Source organism: Nicoliella sp. ESL1120, assembly GCF_058508515.1.
This window is the reverse complement of the sequence record NZ_CP196383.1, coordinates 634870-650326: the sequence shown is the minus strand read 5'-3', so window position 1 is coordinate 650326 and position 15457 is coordinate 634870. Positions and strand designations below refer to the sequence as shown.

At 39.8% G+C, this 15457-nt stretch carries 14 protein-coding genes and 1 other annotated feature; of the genes, 8 read left to right on the top strand and 6 right to left on the bottom strand.

Going from position 1 to position 15457, the window contains the following annotated elements:
- Positions 1-140 precede the first annotated feature (140 nt).
- Both ACSYTE_RS02570 and ACSYTE_RS02565 read left to right on the top strand, forming a co-directional pair.
- Positions 141-503: a hypothetical protein gene (locus ACSYTE_RS02570; protein WP_491717152.1), complete on the top strand. Its 363-nt coding sequence runs from the start codon at positions 141-143 to the stop codon at positions 501-503.
- Positions 504-557: 54 nt separating this feature from the next.
- A complete protein-coding gene (locus tag ACSYTE_RS02565) occupies positions 558-899 on the top strand; it encodes a hypothetical protein (protein ID WP_491717151.1) in 342 nt (113 codons plus the stop codon).
- A 30-nt stretch (positions 900-929) separates the two neighbouring features.
- Here the strand turns inward: ACSYTE_RS02565 and argH are convergent, their stop codons facing one another.
- Positions 930-2312 carry an argininosuccinate lyase gene (argH, locus tag ACSYTE_RS02560; RefSeq protein ID WP_491717150.1) on the bottom strand — a complete coding sequence of 461 codons (1383 nt, stop codon included), beginning with the start codon at positions 2310-2312 and terminating at the stop codon, positions 930-932.
- Entirely contained in the window at positions 2302-3588 is a 1287-nt protein-coding gene (locus tag ACSYTE_RS02555) for an argininosuccinate synthase (RefSeq protein ID WP_491717149.1), read from the bottom strand. Before ACSYTE_RS02555 ends, argH begins: the two co-directional genes overlap by 11 nt.
- Before the next feature lie 267 nt (positions 3589-3855).
- Between ACSYTE_RS02555 and ACSYTE_RS02550 the strand changes: the two genes are divergently transcribed.
- Positions 3856-4554: an aquaporin gene (locus ACSYTE_RS02550; protein WP_491717148.1), complete on the top strand. Its 699-nt coding sequence runs from the start codon at positions 3856-3858 to the stop codon at positions 4552-4554.
- Here the strand turns inward: ACSYTE_RS02550 and ACSYTE_RS02545 are convergent.
- Complete coding sequence (locus tag ACSYTE_RS02545) at positions 4551-5396, bottom strand: DegV family protein (protein ID WP_491717147.1); 846 nt, start codon at positions 5394-5396, stop codon at positions 4551-4553. The genes ACSYTE_RS02550 and ACSYTE_RS02545 overlap by 4 nt on opposite strands.
- Before the next feature lie 130 nt (positions 5397-5526).
- Here ACSYTE_RS02545 and ACSYTE_RS02540 point away from each other — a divergent pair, with 130 nt between their 5' ends.
- A complete protein-coding gene (locus ACSYTE_RS02540) occupies positions 5527-7896 on the top strand; it encodes an ATP-dependent DNA helicase (protein ID WP_491717146.1) in 2370 nt (789 codons plus the stop codon).
- 47 nt (positions 7897-7943) lie between these two features.
- Here ACSYTE_RS02540 and ACSYTE_RS02535 read toward each other — a convergent pair whose 3' ends face one another.
- Positions 7944-8999 (bottom strand): lactonase family protein, encoded by a 1056-nt coding sequence (locus ACSYTE_RS02535; protein ID WP_491717145.1) that lies wholly within the window; start codon positions 8997-8999, stop codon positions 7944-7946.
- Between the two features lie 141 nt (positions 9000-9140).
- Positions 9141-9371, top strand: a binding site (T-box leader).
- A 40-nt stretch (positions 9372-9411) separates the two neighbouring features.
- Here ACSYTE_RS02535 and ACSYTE_RS02530 point away from each other — a divergent pair.
- The 4 genes from ACSYTE_RS02530 (at position 9412) to ACSYTE_RS02515 (ending at position 12785) form a co-directional block, all read left to right on the top strand.
- The gene (locus tag ACSYTE_RS02530; protein ID WP_491717144.1) at positions 9412-10812 is read left to right on the top strand and encodes an amino acid permease; all 1401 of its coding nucleotides are present in this window, start codon (positions 9412-9414) and stop codon (positions 10810-10812) included.
- Entirely contained in the window at positions 10799-11737 is a 939-nt protein-coding gene (mmuM, locus tag ACSYTE_RS02525) for a homocysteine S-methyltransferase (protein WP_491717143.1), read from the top strand. Before ACSYTE_RS02530 ends, mmuM begins: the two co-directional genes overlap by 14 nt.
- A gap of 120 nt (positions 11738-11857) precedes the next feature.
- The gene (locus ACSYTE_RS02520) at positions 11858-12145 is read left to right on the top strand and encodes a hypothetical protein (protein WP_491717142.1); all 288 of its coding nucleotides are present in this window, start codon (positions 11858-11860) and stop codon (positions 12143-12145) included.
- Positions 12146-12329: 184 nt separating this feature from the next.
- The gene (locus ACSYTE_RS02515) at positions 12330-12785 is read left to right on the top strand and encodes a Fur family transcriptional regulator (protein WP_491717141.1); all 456 of its coding nucleotides are present in this window, start codon (positions 12330-12332) and stop codon (positions 12783-12785) included.
- A 49-nt stretch (positions 12786-12834) separates the two neighbouring features.
- Here ACSYTE_RS02515 and ppcA read toward each other — a convergent pair whose 3' ends face one another.
- Positions 12835-14316, bottom strand: a complete 1482-nt coding sequence (ppcA, locus tag ACSYTE_RS02510; protein WP_491717282.1) for a phosphoenolpyruvate carboxylase — start codon at positions 14314-14316, stop codon at positions 12835-12837.
- A 58-nt stretch (positions 14317-14374) separates the two neighbouring features.
- Positions 14375-15454 carry an aspartate-semialdehyde dehydrogenase gene (locus tag ACSYTE_RS02505; protein ID WP_491717140.1) on the bottom strand — a complete coding sequence of 360 codons (1080 nt, stop codon included), beginning with the start codon at positions 15452-15454 and terminating at the stop codon, positions 14375-14377.
- Positions 15455-15457: the final 3 nt, after the last annotated feature.

Below are 15457 nucleotides of genomic sequence, written 5' to 3'. Positions count from 1 at the left end.
ATTATAATAACACTGCATGTAATAATATGCAATATATTTCTTAAATCAAGTGATAAATATACATAATTTGCATATCTAATAAATCGCATTTGAGTAAAGAAGGGCCAATACTGTAAAATAGTTAGTAAGGAGTTGATCATGTGAATAGATACTACCAACCAAAGGACTCTAAAGATGCCATGCGTTACATCGAAAAACTGTTCAATAGTTATAAAGATGAACCACTTACCCAGGAATTATTGAAATACCACCAAAAATTAATTCAACAAATTGCTACTAACGTGGTTCCAGTCGCTCAACAGGAACAAAATCAAAAACGGGTTGATTCAGCCCATGAAATGGAAAAGGTAATGCAACAGTGGATTCGTGCTAAATTAATGGGCCAACCCTTCAATGGTCGAATGCACCATTTTAAATTTGAAGCTAATGGAAGCCGAAATAAATTCAAACGGCATCACGTAAAACTAAATGGTAATTCTAATTTACGATCAAGTCGTCATTAGTCTTGCAGATTGGTTAATAATCATTTAGTATTAACATCATGAGGTGATAATTAAATGAAGAGTAAGATCGAACGCGAAGAACGTAAAAAAGCAATCGTTGATATGAATAGCTTTTTATTAACATATGCTGTTAACATTTTACCAAGCGGAAACAAAGACATCGCAGGGACCGTATATAATGCTCTTAAAAGCGATTTAACTGGTTTAGATGCGCTATTCAACGATGGTGGAATCGGTAGAACCCTTAAGTTCACTGATATCGCTGCTGGTTGTGCGCGAAACTTATACGATTTAGAACCAGCACAAGCTGATGCAGAAGGTAAGAAGATTACCGAAGAAGCAGTTGCTTATCTTGGTAATAATATCGATTCATTTAACCACTGGCTAAGTGAATAACAAAAAAATCATCCAAATGGATGATTTTTTTTATGCTTGTAAATCGGCCTTCGCCTGTTGAATTTGTTTTTTAACCTGTTCAAATCCGGTTCCACCGAGTGAATTTCTTCTTTTAACAGCGGTTTCTGGCTTTAATTCTTCATAAATATCAGAATCAATCAATTCTGAATACTTTTTAAAGTCTGATAGCGGAACGTCTTGAAGATTGATGTGTTTTACGATGCAATCATAAACGATTTTACCTACGATTCCATGGGCCTGTCTAAATGGCATCCCCTTGGTTGCTAAATAATCAGCCAATTCCGTTGCGTTCGAAAAATCATTGGTAGTTGCATCATACATATTTTGCTTCTTTACCGAAATACCCTGAAGCATGTGCATAAATATTTTAATAGATGGGATAATTGTGTTGAATGCATCGAAAACGCCCTCTTTATCTTCTTGTAAATCCTTATTATATGCTAATGGTAATGACTTCATTGTTGATAATAAGCCAATCAAATCACCGTAGACCCGACCAATTTTTCCTCTGATCAATTCAGCCATGTCTGGATTCTTCTTTTGCGGCATGATTGAACTTCCAGTGGTGTAGGCATCGCTGATTTCAATGTAATTGAATTCGTAGCTAGCCCACATACTGATTTCTTCACAGAATCTAGATAAGTGCATCATTAAAATTGAAGCATTGCTTAAAAATTCTAGTGCGAAGTCACGGTCAGAAACAGCATCGAGTGAATTAGCATAAACCTGACTAAAGCCAATTTCCTTGGCCGTCATTTCCCGATCGATTGGGAACGTGGTCCCAGCTAATGCTGCCGCCCCTAGTGGTGACATATCAGTATGGTGTTCGTTAAATTCGAACCGTTCACAATCCCGCTTGAACATTTGATAATAAGCCATCAAATAGTGTCCATATGAGATTGGTTGAGCGTGTTGTAAATGGGTATAGCCTGGCATAATGGTCTCAACATTTTGTTCTGCCATCGTTACCAATGTTTCTTGAAGCCCCTTTAACAACTCGATCACTTTTGGTAAGCGCCGTTTCACGTAGAGGTGAAAATCAACCGCAACTTGATCGTTTCTAGACCGTGCCGTGTGTAACTTTCCAGCGACTGGACCAATGCGATCAGTCAAGATCGATTCAATATTCATATGAATATCTTCGTTTTCATAGCTGAAATGCAGGTTGCCCTTCGCAAGGTCCGCCTTGATATCATTCAGCCCCGCTTCGATCTTATCTGCATCCGCTTGGTCGATGATCTTAGTCTTAGCCAACATGTGCAAATGGGCAAGTGAACAAGTAATATCTTCGTCAGCCATGAGTTGATCGAAGTAAATCGAAGCGCCAAATTGGTCAACTTCCTTACTTGTTGGGGTCTGGAACCGTCCGCCCCATAACTTTTTATTTGCCATCTTCATCTTCCTCTTTCTTAACGGTTACGTATTCTGGCTGCTTAGCGTTTTGCTTGTTAATGCTATCCATCAATGCGTGTTGCTTGTTCTTGATTTTCACTTGGGAGTAAACCTTAGTTGGCAAGCTCCATAACTTGATGAAACCAGCAGAAGCTAATTGATCAAATGAATCTGATGAAGTGTAAGTAGCTAAGTTATCATCGTAAAGGGAGTTGGTTGACTTCCGACCAAGGATAATGATGTTACCCTTGAACAACTTCAATTTGATGGTCCCACTAACGTCTTTTTGAGTACTGTCAATAAAGCTCTTTAAAGCATCCATCAATGGTGAGAACCAAAGGGCATCGTAGACCATGTTGGCCATCTTTTCTTCGATCGTAGGCTTGAAGTGAGCAACGTCTTTTTCAAGCGTTAAATCTTCTAATTCCTTGTGGGCCTTTAGTAGGACAAAGGCAGCTGGTGTTTCATAAACTTCTCTGGACTTGATGCCGACCAACCGATTTTCAACGTGGTCGATTCTACCGATTCCATGTTCACCGGCAACCTTGTTCAAGGCTTCGATGATTTTTTCAAATGACATTGGCTTGCCATCAAGGGCAACTGGAATTCCTTGTTTGAAGTCGATATCAACAATTGCGGGAGTGTCTGGTGTCTTTTCAATTGGGTTAGTGATTCCAAAGGCATCTTCTGGTGCTGGGTTCCATGGATTTTCAAGAACCCCACATTCGTTGGCCCGTCCCCAAATATTAGCGTCGATTGAGTATGGTGAGTCTAAGTCAATTGGAATTGGAATATTGTGTTCCTTTGCGTAGTTAATTTCTTCTTCTCTAGACCAGTGCCAATCTCTAACTGGGGTTAAAACATCCAAGTTTGGATCCAAGTTATTAACAGCAGTTTCAAATCTAACTTGATCGTTTCCCTTCCCAGTACAACCATGGGCAACTGCGGAAGCACCTTCCTTATGGGCGATTTCAACTAACTTCTTACTAATTAATGGTCTGGATAGTGCTGAAACAACGGGATATGCATTTTCATACATTAAGTTCCCCTTCAATGCGTAAGATAAGTAATCATTAGCAAATTCTTCGAGTCCATCAATCACGTAAACTTCGGAAGCACCAACCTTAAGGGCCTTTTCCTTCACCTTCTTAAGGTCTTTTCCTTCCCCAACGTTGATACAACAAGCAATTACGTCGTAACCCTTGTTAATCAACCAAGCAACTGAAACTGAGGTATCTAATCCACCGGAATATGCTAAAACAACTTTCTTTTTCATAAATATGCACCGTCTTTCGTTCAATTTGATTTATTATTCATTATAATATCACTTCAAATGAATAAATACAACCTAAAATCAAAATAAATTGATTAAATATGTATTAATTAATAAAATATGTGCATATTTAGCCAATTAAATAGTTTCAAATGATTGCTTTAATGTTCAAGTTAAATTGGCTATAATAAAGTTATTCAACTTCAATCATAAAAAAAGACCACCAACGGTGATCTTTAAATTTATAAATAAATAGGAGGCAATCTCCAAATGAAACTAATCATTGGTGAATTAATTGGAACATATTCAATGCTCACACTTGGATTTGGAATCAGTGAATTAATTAACTACTTTTTATACCCGAAATTACAAACTAGGTACATTACTGGTCTTTACTGGGGATTAGGCATTTATTTTTCATCACTGCTCACCGGACTAATCTTTGGAACATCGAATTTTAACCCTGTCTTTTCAATTGTTCAGGCGGTGAATGGCCAAATTTCATTTTTGGTCATGCTAGGTGAAATCATTGCCCAAATCATTGCTGCCTGGCTTGCCGCCCAAACCACTTGGACGATTTGGGAACGCTGGTTATACACCCTGCCAATTAACTTGAACTTTTATGCAACCGTTCCTAGTAATGTAAAACACCACTTACGCAACTTTCTCTGGGAAGCTGGCGGGACCGCGGTGATTGCGATTAATTCACAAGTAATTGGCCTCTTTAAATTCAATTCGTTTATTAACATTACGATTTCATCATTAGTGGTAGCCTGCTGCATTACCGTTATTTGTCCAATTACGGGTGCTGCATTTAACCCTACCCGAGACTTGGTTCCACGAGCATTTTTTTCACATAAATTTAACCAAGCCTTGTCACAATGGCACTACGCATGGATTCCCACGTTAGGTCCAATTACTGGGGCCGCCGTAATTATCATTATTAAGAAAATAATCGTTGCCTTCTAATCAAAAATAAATTCCATCCCACAGGCATTGATTCCAGCGTGAATCGAAACAATTGCGCTGGTGTACATAATATGGACTTCTACATCTGGAAAAACCGCTTTGATCTGTTCTTCAACGAACTTCGCAAAATCAATGCTGCCAGTATAACTAAGCCCGACGCGCTTTAATTGCTTATCGCTAATCGATTGCACATATTCACGAACCCACTTTTTAAGGGTCTTATTTCCACGCCCCTTAGCTTCAACATCCAAGTCTTCGTTAGTCAAACGCAAAACCACATGCAGGTTGAATAGCTTAGAAAGGAGGCCCTTGACCCGACTGATACGGCCACCACGTTCAAGATTTTTAAGGGTACTGACTGCAATGTACAATTGACTATTATCAATAATTTGATTTACTGCTGTTACAATATCGGAAACGCTAGCATTTCCTGAATGAGCCATTTTTGCGGCTGTAATCACCTCATACCCCAAGTTTTGATCGGTCGTATGTGAATTGATAACAGTCACCTTATCTTCACCGACCATCCGTGCGGCTTGCTGGGCGGCATTAATGGTACCACTCAATACTTCGGTCATATGGATAGAAATGACGTAACTACCATCTTTGGTAAGGTCTTCATATGCTTGAATAAAATCACCAATCGCAGGTTGGCTAGTGGTTGGAAAATCTTTATCGGGATTATCTTCAATGTAATTAACCAATTGTTCACCAGTGATTGTGGAGCCGTCTTTATAAACCTCGTCTCCAATCAATACATTTAATGGAACCACGGTAATCCCATATTGCTTTGCCTGTTCTTCAGTGATCAATGAGGTTGAATCCGTAACAATTTTAATCATCTAAATAATCTCCTTCAGTTTTAATCTATATTCCTATTTTAATGGATATTGAATTAAAATGATAACATTAGATGAATTTATTATTAACAAATCTACTTATAGCAAATATAAATCGTTAAGGAGTAAAAATATGCCAGCCATTAAAATCGGGGTTCGTGATTTAATCAAGTTCACCCTCAGAAGTGGTGACTTGAACACCCGTTTGAATAGTCAAAACACTAGTAAACAGGGAGCTTACATTCACCGGATAATTCAAAATCAACATAGTGAAGCTAATTATGAATCTGAAAAATACCTGGAACAATCGGTTACCATCAACAACCATGAATACTTAGTTAATGGTCGTGCAGATGGTGTCATCATGAACAAAACGCCAATTATTGAAGAGATTAAAACCTCGGATATTGATTTTAAAGAACTCCCTAACAGCGTTTTAAATCTATACTGGGGCCAAGTTAAAATTTACGCCCATCTCCTAATGGCTAATGAGCCAGATGTTAAAAAGGTGACATTGAAGCTAACTTATATTCAGACTCCTAAACAGCTCCCGACCACTAAGACCGAATCGATCACTGCTAAGCAAGCCCAACGTTTCTTTGACTCGGTTATCAATGAATACCAAGAATGGCTTGAATTAAGTGAAAAATTGACCCACCAAAGAATTGAAAGTGCTAAACAGTTACAATTTCCGTTCGCAAAGTTCAGAAATGGCCAACGGGATTTGGCGGCGGTCGTTTATAAAAGCATCGTGTTAGAAAAACACCTTTTTGCAGAGGCCCCGACTGGAACCGGTAAAACGATTTCGACACTGTTCCCAACGATCAAAGCAATGGGCGAACAAGTAGTTGATAGGTGTTTTTACCTTACCGCTAAGCAAAGCACCAGACGCGTGGCAGAGGATGCAATGACGTTGATGCTCAATAAGGGCTTGAACACCAAAAGCATCACGTTAACCGCTAAGGAACAAATCACGTTCGCTGCTGAAAAGGACTTAAAGCCTGCAGATAACCCGTATATGATCGGTTATTATGATCGGCTCAAGCCAGCTTTAAAGGATGTTTTAAACCACAATCAGCACATTAGTAAAAAATGCGTGGAAAAGTATGCTGAAAAGTATAAAATCGATCCATTCGAATTTTCACTCGATTTAAGCGAATTTTGTGATGTAATCATTGCTGATTATAACTATCTTTTTGATCCACAAGTTCACTTGGCACGCTTTTTTAGCGTTCCTAATAAGCAAAATTGCTTTTTAGTCGACGAAGCACATAACCTAGTTGACCGCTCTCGTGAGATGTATTCGACTGAGATCAATAACGCTGGTTTAGCCGATTTAATCGAAAGGCTGAATCAATCCCCAGCCAAAAATAAAAAAGTAGTTCAGAAGATTCAAGCCATCAAAACAGATTTTGATCATTACTATCGATTATTGGGAAAGGAAAAGGCTGAGACAATGGTCTTTGAAGAATCACTCAATAACATCATCAAATCATTAAACGAAGCTGCGATCGAAATTCATAAATGGCTTCCTAACCAACCCGATAATGTTACGACCGATGCCGTGACAGATTTTTACATTAATTGCTTGAACTATCTCAAAATTAATGATTTATACGATTCAAAGATCTATCGAACCAGATTGATCCGTGAGGGGCTCATCATTACATTTCGCCAGTTTTGTATGGATCCAAGTAAGTTCATTGCAGAGACCCTTAATTTAGGTGGTAGTACCATTTTCTTTTCAGCCACCCTCTCCCCAATGAATTACTATCAACGGGTTTTAGGCAATGAAGAGGATAGTATTAGCTATCGATTACCATCCCCATTTCCACCCGAGAACCAATACGTTTTAACAACTAGTTCGATTCAAACCACTTATCATAAAAGAAAAGATAGCATCCCCCAGATCTATAACATGATCAAAGCAATGGTGCATTCTAAACCTGGGCACTACCTCTTCTTCTTTCCTTCGTTCAAATACCTAGAAACGGTGTATGAATTTTTTAGAAATCACCCCATCAAAGAAAAACTAGTGGTCCAATCACGGAACATGGATCTAAAACAACGGGAGCAGTTTTTAAATTACTTTGCTAATCACGATGAAAGCCCAACGTGTGGGTTTGCGATTCTTGGTGGTATTTTCGCAGAAGGCATCGACCTTATTGGTAATCAATTAATTGGCGTTGGAATCATTAGTGTCGGCCTCCCTGGCTTGAACGAGGAAAATAACTTAATTCGCGATTATTTTGATGCCGAAAACGGGAATGGTTTCACCTATGCATATCAACTTCCTGGTTGGAACCACGTTGTTCAAGCCGCCGGGCGATTAATTCGGACCGCAAGCGACTTAGGAACGATCGTATTAATGGACCAACGTTTTAATCAATCACGATATCGGAAGTTATTCCCTAGTAGTTGGCGATTTAGTGATAACGTTACCACCCCTCAAGAATTAACATATCAGATCAATTCATTTTGGGATTATCACCATCAAAAATAACCCCCATTAGGCAAAACCTAACGAGGGTTATTTTTAGATTAGATAGACTAGTTTAAAAATTCAGCTTCACGGGCGATACAAACGGCAGCGGGAACAACAAAGTCCTTTTGAACCACCGTTAATTTACCATTATCAGCATTGCGTTCGTAAACCGTTCCATTATCGGATTCTTGGTTCACAACCACTACGAGACTTTCATCAGCATTGAAATTAAAATCACGGGGAAAGTCACCTTCAACAGAAGCGCGTTCAACAAACTTAAGACTGCCCTTAGCGTCTGATTCAAAAACTGCAATCGTATTGTTACCACGGTTCGATACGTATACAAAGCGACCATCACTTGAAACACGGATGGCAGCACAACCATTATGAGCAGTCCAATCTTCTGGGATCGTGGAGTGCACTTCGCGAACGGAGAATTGACCAGCTTGTTCATCATAGTCTAAGACAGCGACGTTACTACTTAATTCTCCAACTAAGTAAGCAACCCCCTTCTTAGCATCGAAACGAATATGACGAGGGCCAAAGCCATCTTCCATTTCTAAGTAACTCACTTCGCTTAATTTACCATTGTCACTTACATCGTATAAATAAACGCGATCTTGGCCTAAATCAACGACTACTAAGCGACCATCTGGAGTTAGGTCAGCAAAGTGTGGATGAGGACCATCAGCTTGTTCTGGACGGGGACCCATTTCGCCTTCGTGCTTTACTTCGTCTACCTTTGCAAGGGTACCGTCTGAAGCGATCTTGTAAACGTTGATCACACCAGTATGATAATTAGCAGTGTAGACTAATTGACGTCCTTCATCGACTGAGATATAAGCGGGATTGGTACCCTTATCGTAGTCAGTTTCGATCGTTCCTGATGGGCGTTCCTTACCATCTAAAACTAAAACTCCACCATGAACATCGTCGCCGTTGACCGTTTTGGCAACGGAGTAAATAACGTTTTTCTTTGATAACGTCACATAGGTTGGGTTAGTCGCCTCCGCAACTAATTGTAAGTTTTGCAATTTCTTTTTATCAGTGTCTAATTCAACTTCATAAAGCCCTTTACTGGCACGTTTAGTGTATGTTCCGATTAAAAATTTTTCAATCATCATCATTCGTCCTTTTCTTTTTTATTTTATTATTTCATGTTTATATTATCACATATTTTAATTTAAAAACGAAATGATACCACCATCACAAATTAGAATTTGACAAAATATTTAAATCTAAATATAATAATCTTAAATATAAATTAAGCGTCGATGAGAAAAAGTAATTAGTAATGCACATTCAGAGAGTCTATGGTTGGTGTAAATAGATTGGCATTTACTAATGAACAATGGTCTTTGAGCTTTTCACTAGTGAATAATTAGCTAGTGACGACTGCCACTCGATACCGTGGACCGAAATGAATCCGTTTCGGACTGAGGTTGATTTTTTATCAACAAACTAAGGTGGTACCACGAGCATTCGTCCTTTTTGAGGGCGGGTGCTTTTTTTATTTGGAAGGAAGGATTTAAAATGGAGAAGCAATCATTCACTAAGTCGATGGAAAGTCGACATCTAATTACCCTTAGTTTAGGAGGGGTAATTGGAACTGGGATTTTTATGAGTTCAGGATATTTAATTCAATCTGCGGGAGCAGTTGGAACGATCATCGCATATGGCATCGGTGCATTATTGGTATGTTTGGTAATGCTTTGCCTCGGTGAATTAACCGTCCATGATCCCAACACAGGTGCATTTCACCGCTACGCCAGTAAGTATATCAGTCCAGGAGTTGGCTTCGTAACCGCTTGGTTATATTGGTTGACCTGGACGATTGCATTGGGATCTGAGTTCGTCACCCTCGCAATTTTGGTGCAAAAATGGTTCCCGACACTGCCGACTTGGTTATTGACAATTATCTTTACCGCCATCATCTTCGCCATTAATTCTTTTAACATCACATTCTTCAACCGCGCGGAATTTTGGATGTCAATCATCAAGGTATTAGCGTTAGTGGCGTTTATCATCATTGGATTAGGCATGATTTTTAAAATCGTTCCCGTCCACCACGCAAACTTTGCCCCGTTCTTCAAGGAAATCATAAAGCCTGGATTATTTCCGAACGGTTTTGCACCGATTTTTTCAGTTATTTTAGCCGCTAACTTTGCATTTTCAGGAACCGAAATGATCAGTGTCGCTGCTGGTGAAACTGATAACCCTAAGAAGGCGATTCCAAAGGCAATTTTTCAAACGTTAGTCATTTTAATCGTATTATTTATTGGGACCATCGTAATCATGGGGGCGCTCTTACCGCAAAAATCAGCAGCCCTAACCGACAGTCCCTTCATTGCCGTCCTTGAGAATTGTGGAATTCCATACGCTAGTGATATTATGAACTTCATTTTATTCATTACCGTTTTATCAGCTGCTAATTCAGGGGTCTATGCGGCTTCTCGAATGATTTGGTCACTTGCTGATCAAAAGACGCTCCCCAGTCGATTAGCTAAGCTAAGTAAACACGGGATTCCAGTATATGGACTGCTATTGACCATCCTAGGGGGGCTGTTAGCACTCTTCTCTAGTATTTATTCACCCAAGTTAGTCTACCTAGCGCTGTCCGCAATTTCATCATTTGCGGTCGTAATGGTCTGGCTAATCATCGGCTGGGCCCAATTGAACTTCAGAAAGCAATTCTTAGCCGCTGGCCACAAGCTCGATGAACTCAGCTACAGGGCGCCTGCATATCCCCTGGTGCCATGGCTAGTCATCATCATCTGTGCAATTTCGCTAGTCGGGATTGCCTCTGATCCGAACCAACGCATTGCCCTAGAGGTCGGGGTTCCATTCTCGATCATCTGTTATGGGTACTATCAACTAATCTACCGTAAAAAATTAAACCAAACTAATGGAGGAATTCAAAATGAGCAAAATTAAAGAATGGGCAACAAAACAAAATAACATCCTTATCGACTGTGCAATGTCATATGGACTAGAACAACGTAACATTGAGTTAAACAACAAGCTCTGGACAGCTAGCGCCTTGGATAGCCACCCAGACGTAGTGAAACAGATCCACAAGGACTACTTAAATGCTGGTTCGAACTTGACCGTTACTGACACTTACCAAGGTAGTGTGCCTGGGTTCGTAGGCGCTGGCTATACTGAAGAACAAGCCGTGGCGCTGATCAAAAAATCAGTTCAATTAGCTAGAAGCGCCCAAGCTGAAGTCAACGTTGAACAACAAACCTGGGTCGCTGGGGCAATCGGGCCTTACGGAGCATTCTTAGCTGACGGTTCTGAATACGTTGGTAACTACGGTGTTAGCGAAGAAAAACTGATTGATTTCCATCAAAAACGACTTGCTGCACTCGTTGAGGCGGGCGTTGATCTGCTTGCCTTCGAAACGATTCCAGACATTACAGAATTAAAGGCGATCAAGCAGTTATTAAGTCAATATCCAAACGTCGATGCATTTGTTTCATGCTCGATCAAGGATGCCCACCACATCAGTGATGGCACCGACCTATTAAAAGTGCAAGCCCTTTTGGAAACCATTCCGAACGTAATTGCATACGGCTTCAATTGTAACCACCCTGAATTTACGGTCCCTGGGTTAAAATACCTAACGAAACATCAAACTAACGATGACCAATCATTCATCGTCTTTCCAAACTCAGGTGCACATTATGATCCATCAACAAAAGAGTGGTCCGAAAGCACTGGATTTAGCTTTGGAGCTGCCGCTAAGGAATGGAAAGCAGCCAATGCTAAATGGATTGGCGGTTGTTGTGAAGTCTCCGTTCAAGATGAAATTGACATGAAAGATGCTTTATTTCCCCAAACCAGCAATGTAAAATAGGTTTATATCCTATTAGTGGAGATGTTAATTTTGAATCATTTTGAGGGTCTACACCCGATTATAACGGCTCATTATAACTTGGACTGGTTAACCAAATTCAAGCTGACATCCGTTGCCACAATGCAAAAATCATTGATGAAACCAGCTGACGTTGTCGCCACTAGTACATTCATTAATGAAACGATGCGTAACGTAATGGCTGGCAAACAATTAACTTGGGGCATTGGCACTAAACAAGGCGATCTAATCGGCATTATCAACATTACTAATCTAAATCAGAATGCCGTTGACGTTACCACCCAAGTGATCCCTGAATTTAAAAATGCGTTGATTGAAGAGGAAGTGCAAAAAAGCATTACTAGCCTCTTAAATGGTATCAATCGAAAAATCGGTTCATGGAAGTCTTAAAAACGAGTCAAACCCTTTCAAGATCCTATTCTAATTCTCAATTAGGATGGGGTCTTTTTTGATTGGAATTTTAAAGATTTATTACGTTCAAGGCAATTGATTGATTATTTAGCTAAATTCATTTATATTATAAAATAAGTGTAATTAATTAATAATTATTATAAAGTGGCAGGAGGTTAGCAATATGAAAAATGAATCTGTTTACGACAAGTCCATTGCCATCTTAAAAGAAAACCATGTTAGAATTACCCCACAGCGTCAGATTATCTTGAAATATCTGATCAATCACCATAATCATCCATCGGTTGAGACCATTTACAAGGCCCTTGAAAAAGATTTCTCTAACCTTAGTATGGCAACCGTTTATAATACGCTGCGACTCTTTGAAGACTTAAACATCATTATTCAGCTTCCCAATAAAGATGGTGGGGTCCGATTTGATTTCTTTGGCACTCCACACTTTCACGCCATTTGTGAAAACTGTGGTAAAATCATGGATATTACATATCCCCGTTATCAAGAACTCGACACCGAGCTTCAAGATATTACCAAAAACCAAGAACCAGATTTCACCCCTACTAAGTCTAAAATTGAAGTCTACGGACTTTGTAAGGAATGCCAAGCTAAATTAAAGCCATAAAAAAAATCAGATTGAAAATTAAATTTTCAATCTGATTTTTTATTATTGATTAACCCAAGAATTTTCTCAACTTAGCTTGGCGTTCGATTAACATGGTTCTAGTTTCTTTATCATTGATCCGATCTAAGTCGGCTGCTAATTCAGCATGTTTTGCTTGGTCAGCATCAGTTGGACCAGCTTGGATATCAAATAATTCATCCAATGCTAATACGTCCTTTTCGACTGCTTCCCAGGCTGGGTTTTGCTTCTTTAAGGCCTTCATTGCAGCTGGACTGTAGTACTTAGCAACGTGAGCGAAATCGTGACGAATGTTTGGATAGTACTTAACAAGCGTTTCGAATTCTTTCTTGCTCAATTGTTGTAATACGCGACCAGTTCCGATCAATTCTGGTGGCACCCCTACTGAATAGAGGGCTCCAGTAAATGTGATTGCCCGTGGCATCTTGTAACCATCGACATCCCGTGAGTAACCAATGATTCCAACGTGTTGGTGCCGGTCACGCCGCTTTGGAAAGGCGTCGAACACTGGTTGGAGATCATTGATCAATGGATCTAGTGTTTCGTGGTATTGCTTAGCAGTCTTACCAGCAATGCTCAACAATACTTTTTGGTCTTCATCCTTAATTGGATGGAATTCGTTCTTTTGTAAACCAGTCCGTAACTTTTCAATTGCTGGTTTAACTACGTCTAATGGATAGTCGTATCTAAATGCAGATTGAATCGTTGCGGTCTTTAGACCAGGGAATTCTTGGAGGTAGCGATCGATCATTAATGGTGAAAGCCCCCCTCTAAAGATGGTACTACCAGTTCCTGCGATTGGGTAAACTGGGAGGTTTGATTTTTCAGAAAATTCAGCTAACTTAGTTAAAGCTAACTTGTTTCCGATAATACTATTAATGAATCCGTTGGAAAGAGCAGAATCTGACCCAGCCAAGAATACACGCACGTAAGGCACTTCACGGTTAAAGTGTTCCTTGTAAAGTTCAACGAACTTACTTAGGACCTTAGGAGCATTTAATTGGGCTTCAAAACTTTCAAATAATGGGATCATTTGAAGTGTATCAGCATTCTTAAAGCCTTGACTAAATTCCTTGTCCTTAAAGTGTGCTAATCGAGAGAATTTTTCTTCCATTTCAAAGAGTTGATCAGCGGATTGAGTCATTGGTAAAATCGCTTCGAACAATGGACGGTTTTCAAATCCAAGGTCACGAGCAAAATCTTCAGCTAATAACATGGTCGTCATTGCTTGCATTAAGCTATAACCTTTTTCTTCCCAAATGTTAGGTAAACGGAAAGTTAAGAACTTATCCTTGCCAAGTGGGTGTTGCTTGAAATATTCATAGTGTTCCGTGTAAAGCCGACTAATTACTGAAGCATCGGCATGCTTACCTTCCCAGTCCCACATGTATTCGTCAGCATTCAATCGCGAGAAATTTTCGTATGCTTCATCAATTTCACGTGATGCTGAAACGAATGGACGAGTATGCTTAAAGAATGGAATGTTTGCGTTATCTGGGTGCTGAGTACCCATAATGTTTGGAATCTTGCGACTCAAAATAAAAACCCCCTATTAGTTACGAAAATTGATTTTACTTAGCCTGGTAATGGTCTTCTGGAACGTGAACGAGGTCTTGTTCTACCAATCGTTCTGCGTTTTCAACTGTGTTCCAAGCTGCTCCCTTTAAGAGGTTATCAGCAACGACCCATAAATGAAAAGCACCCTTATTTTCTTGATCTGGACGCACCCGACCAACGAATGTTTCACGATGACCTTCAGCAGTTAGTGGTTGTGGGTATACTTGGTGGTCAGGATCGTCTTGGAGCGTTACCCCATCTGCATCCCGAATTGCAGCCTTGATATCATCAACGGTCGCATTCTTGTCTTCAACTTCAAAGTAAACCGATTCACCATGTGAAATTGGCACTGGGACCCGTACACAGGTAGCAGTCACCTTAATATCACTAGCATCCATGTCGTTTAACATAATTTTCTTAGTTTCATGGATCATCTTCCATTCTTCATGGGTGTAACCATCTTCTTCGAAAACATCGATTTGTGGTAAGAGGTTAAATGCTAATGGGTAGTGTTTCTTATCGCTAGCAGTTGGTAAGATATTGGATTCCATCTTCTTGCCATCAAGGTAGTCTTGGGCTTGTTGATAAAATTCATTTAAAGCTGATTGACCAGCACCAGATGCTGCTTGATAAGTAGATACCACGATCTGCTTCAAACCAAATTTCTTAAAGACTGGTTGGAGTGCCACTACCATTTGGATCGTTGAACAGTTAGGGTTTGAAATAATCCCCTTGTGGTTCTTTAATTGTTCAACGTTGACTTCTGGAACCACCAATGGCACTTCTGGATCCATTCTATAAGCACTGGTGTTATCAACACACACGGCGCCACGCTTAACAGCTTCTGGTAAGAATTTCTTTGAAGCCGCCCCACCAGCAGATGCAAGCACTAGGTCAACGCCATCAAAGGATTCTGGAGTTGCTTCTTCAACGGTCACTTCTTGGCCCTTAAATTTCATTTTTTTACCAGCAGAGCGCTTCGAAGCTAAGAGCTTGATGTTCTTAACGGGAACCGTAGAATTAGCTAATTGATCGATCATCCGCATTCCAACGGCACCAGTAGCACCTAGAATTGCGACATTATATTCTTTCATATT

What these genes read in the sequence shown, in the direction of transcription:
- ACSYTE_RS02565 (WP_491717151.1), top strand. Translation starts at nt 558, where the DNA reads ATGAAGAGTAAGATCGAACGCGAAGAACGTAAAAAAGCAATCGTTGAT.
- argH (WP_491717150.1), bottom strand. Translation starts at nt 2,312, where the DNA reads ATGGCAAATAAAAAGTTATGGGGCGGACGGTTCCAGACCCCAACAAGT.
- ACSYTE_RS02555 (WP_491717149.1), bottom strand. Translation starts at nt 3,588, where the DNA reads ATGAAAAAGAAAGTTGTTTTAGCATATTCCGGTGGATTAGATACCTCA.
- ACSYTE_RS02550 (WP_491717148.1), top strand. Translation starts at nt 3,856, where the DNA reads ATGAAACTAATCATTGGTGAATTAATTGGAACATATTCAATGCTCACA.
- ACSYTE_RS02545 (WP_491717147.1), bottom strand. Translation starts at nt 5,396, where the DNA reads ATGATTAAAATTGTTACGGATTCAACCTCATTGATCACTGAAGAACAG.
- ACSYTE_RS02540 (WP_491717146.1), top strand. Translation starts at nt 5,527, where the DNA reads ATGCCAGCCATTAAAATCGGGGTTCGTGATTTAATCAAGTTCACCCTC.
- ACSYTE_RS02535 (WP_491717145.1), bottom strand. Translation starts at nt 8,999, where the DNA reads ATGATTGAAAAATTTTTAATCGGAACATACACTAAACGTGCCAGTAAA.
- ACSYTE_RS02530 (WP_491717144.1), top strand. Translation starts at nt 9,412, where the DNA reads ATGGAGAAGCAATCATTCACTAAGTCGATGGAAAGTCGACATCTAATT.
- mmuM (WP_491717143.1), top strand. Translation starts at nt 10,799, where the DNA reads ATGAGCAAAATTAAAGAATGGGCAACAAAACAAAATAACATCCTTATC.
- ACSYTE_RS02520 (WP_491717142.1), top strand. Translation starts at nt 11,858, where the DNA reads ATGCAAAAATCATTGATGAAACCAGCTGACGTTGTCGCCACTAGTACA.
- ACSYTE_RS02515 (WP_491717141.1), top strand. Translation starts at nt 12,330, where the DNA reads ATGAAAAATGAATCTGTTTACGACAAGTCCATTGCCATCTTAAAAGAA.
- ppcA (WP_491717282.1), bottom strand. Translation starts at nt 14,316, where the DNA reads ATGGGTACTCAGCACCCAGATAACGCAAACATTCCATTCTTTAAGCAT.
- ACSYTE_RS02505 (WP_491717140.1), bottom strand. Translation starts at nt 15,454, where the DNA reads ATGAAAGAATATAATGTCGCAATTCTAGGTGCTACTGGTGCCGTTGGA.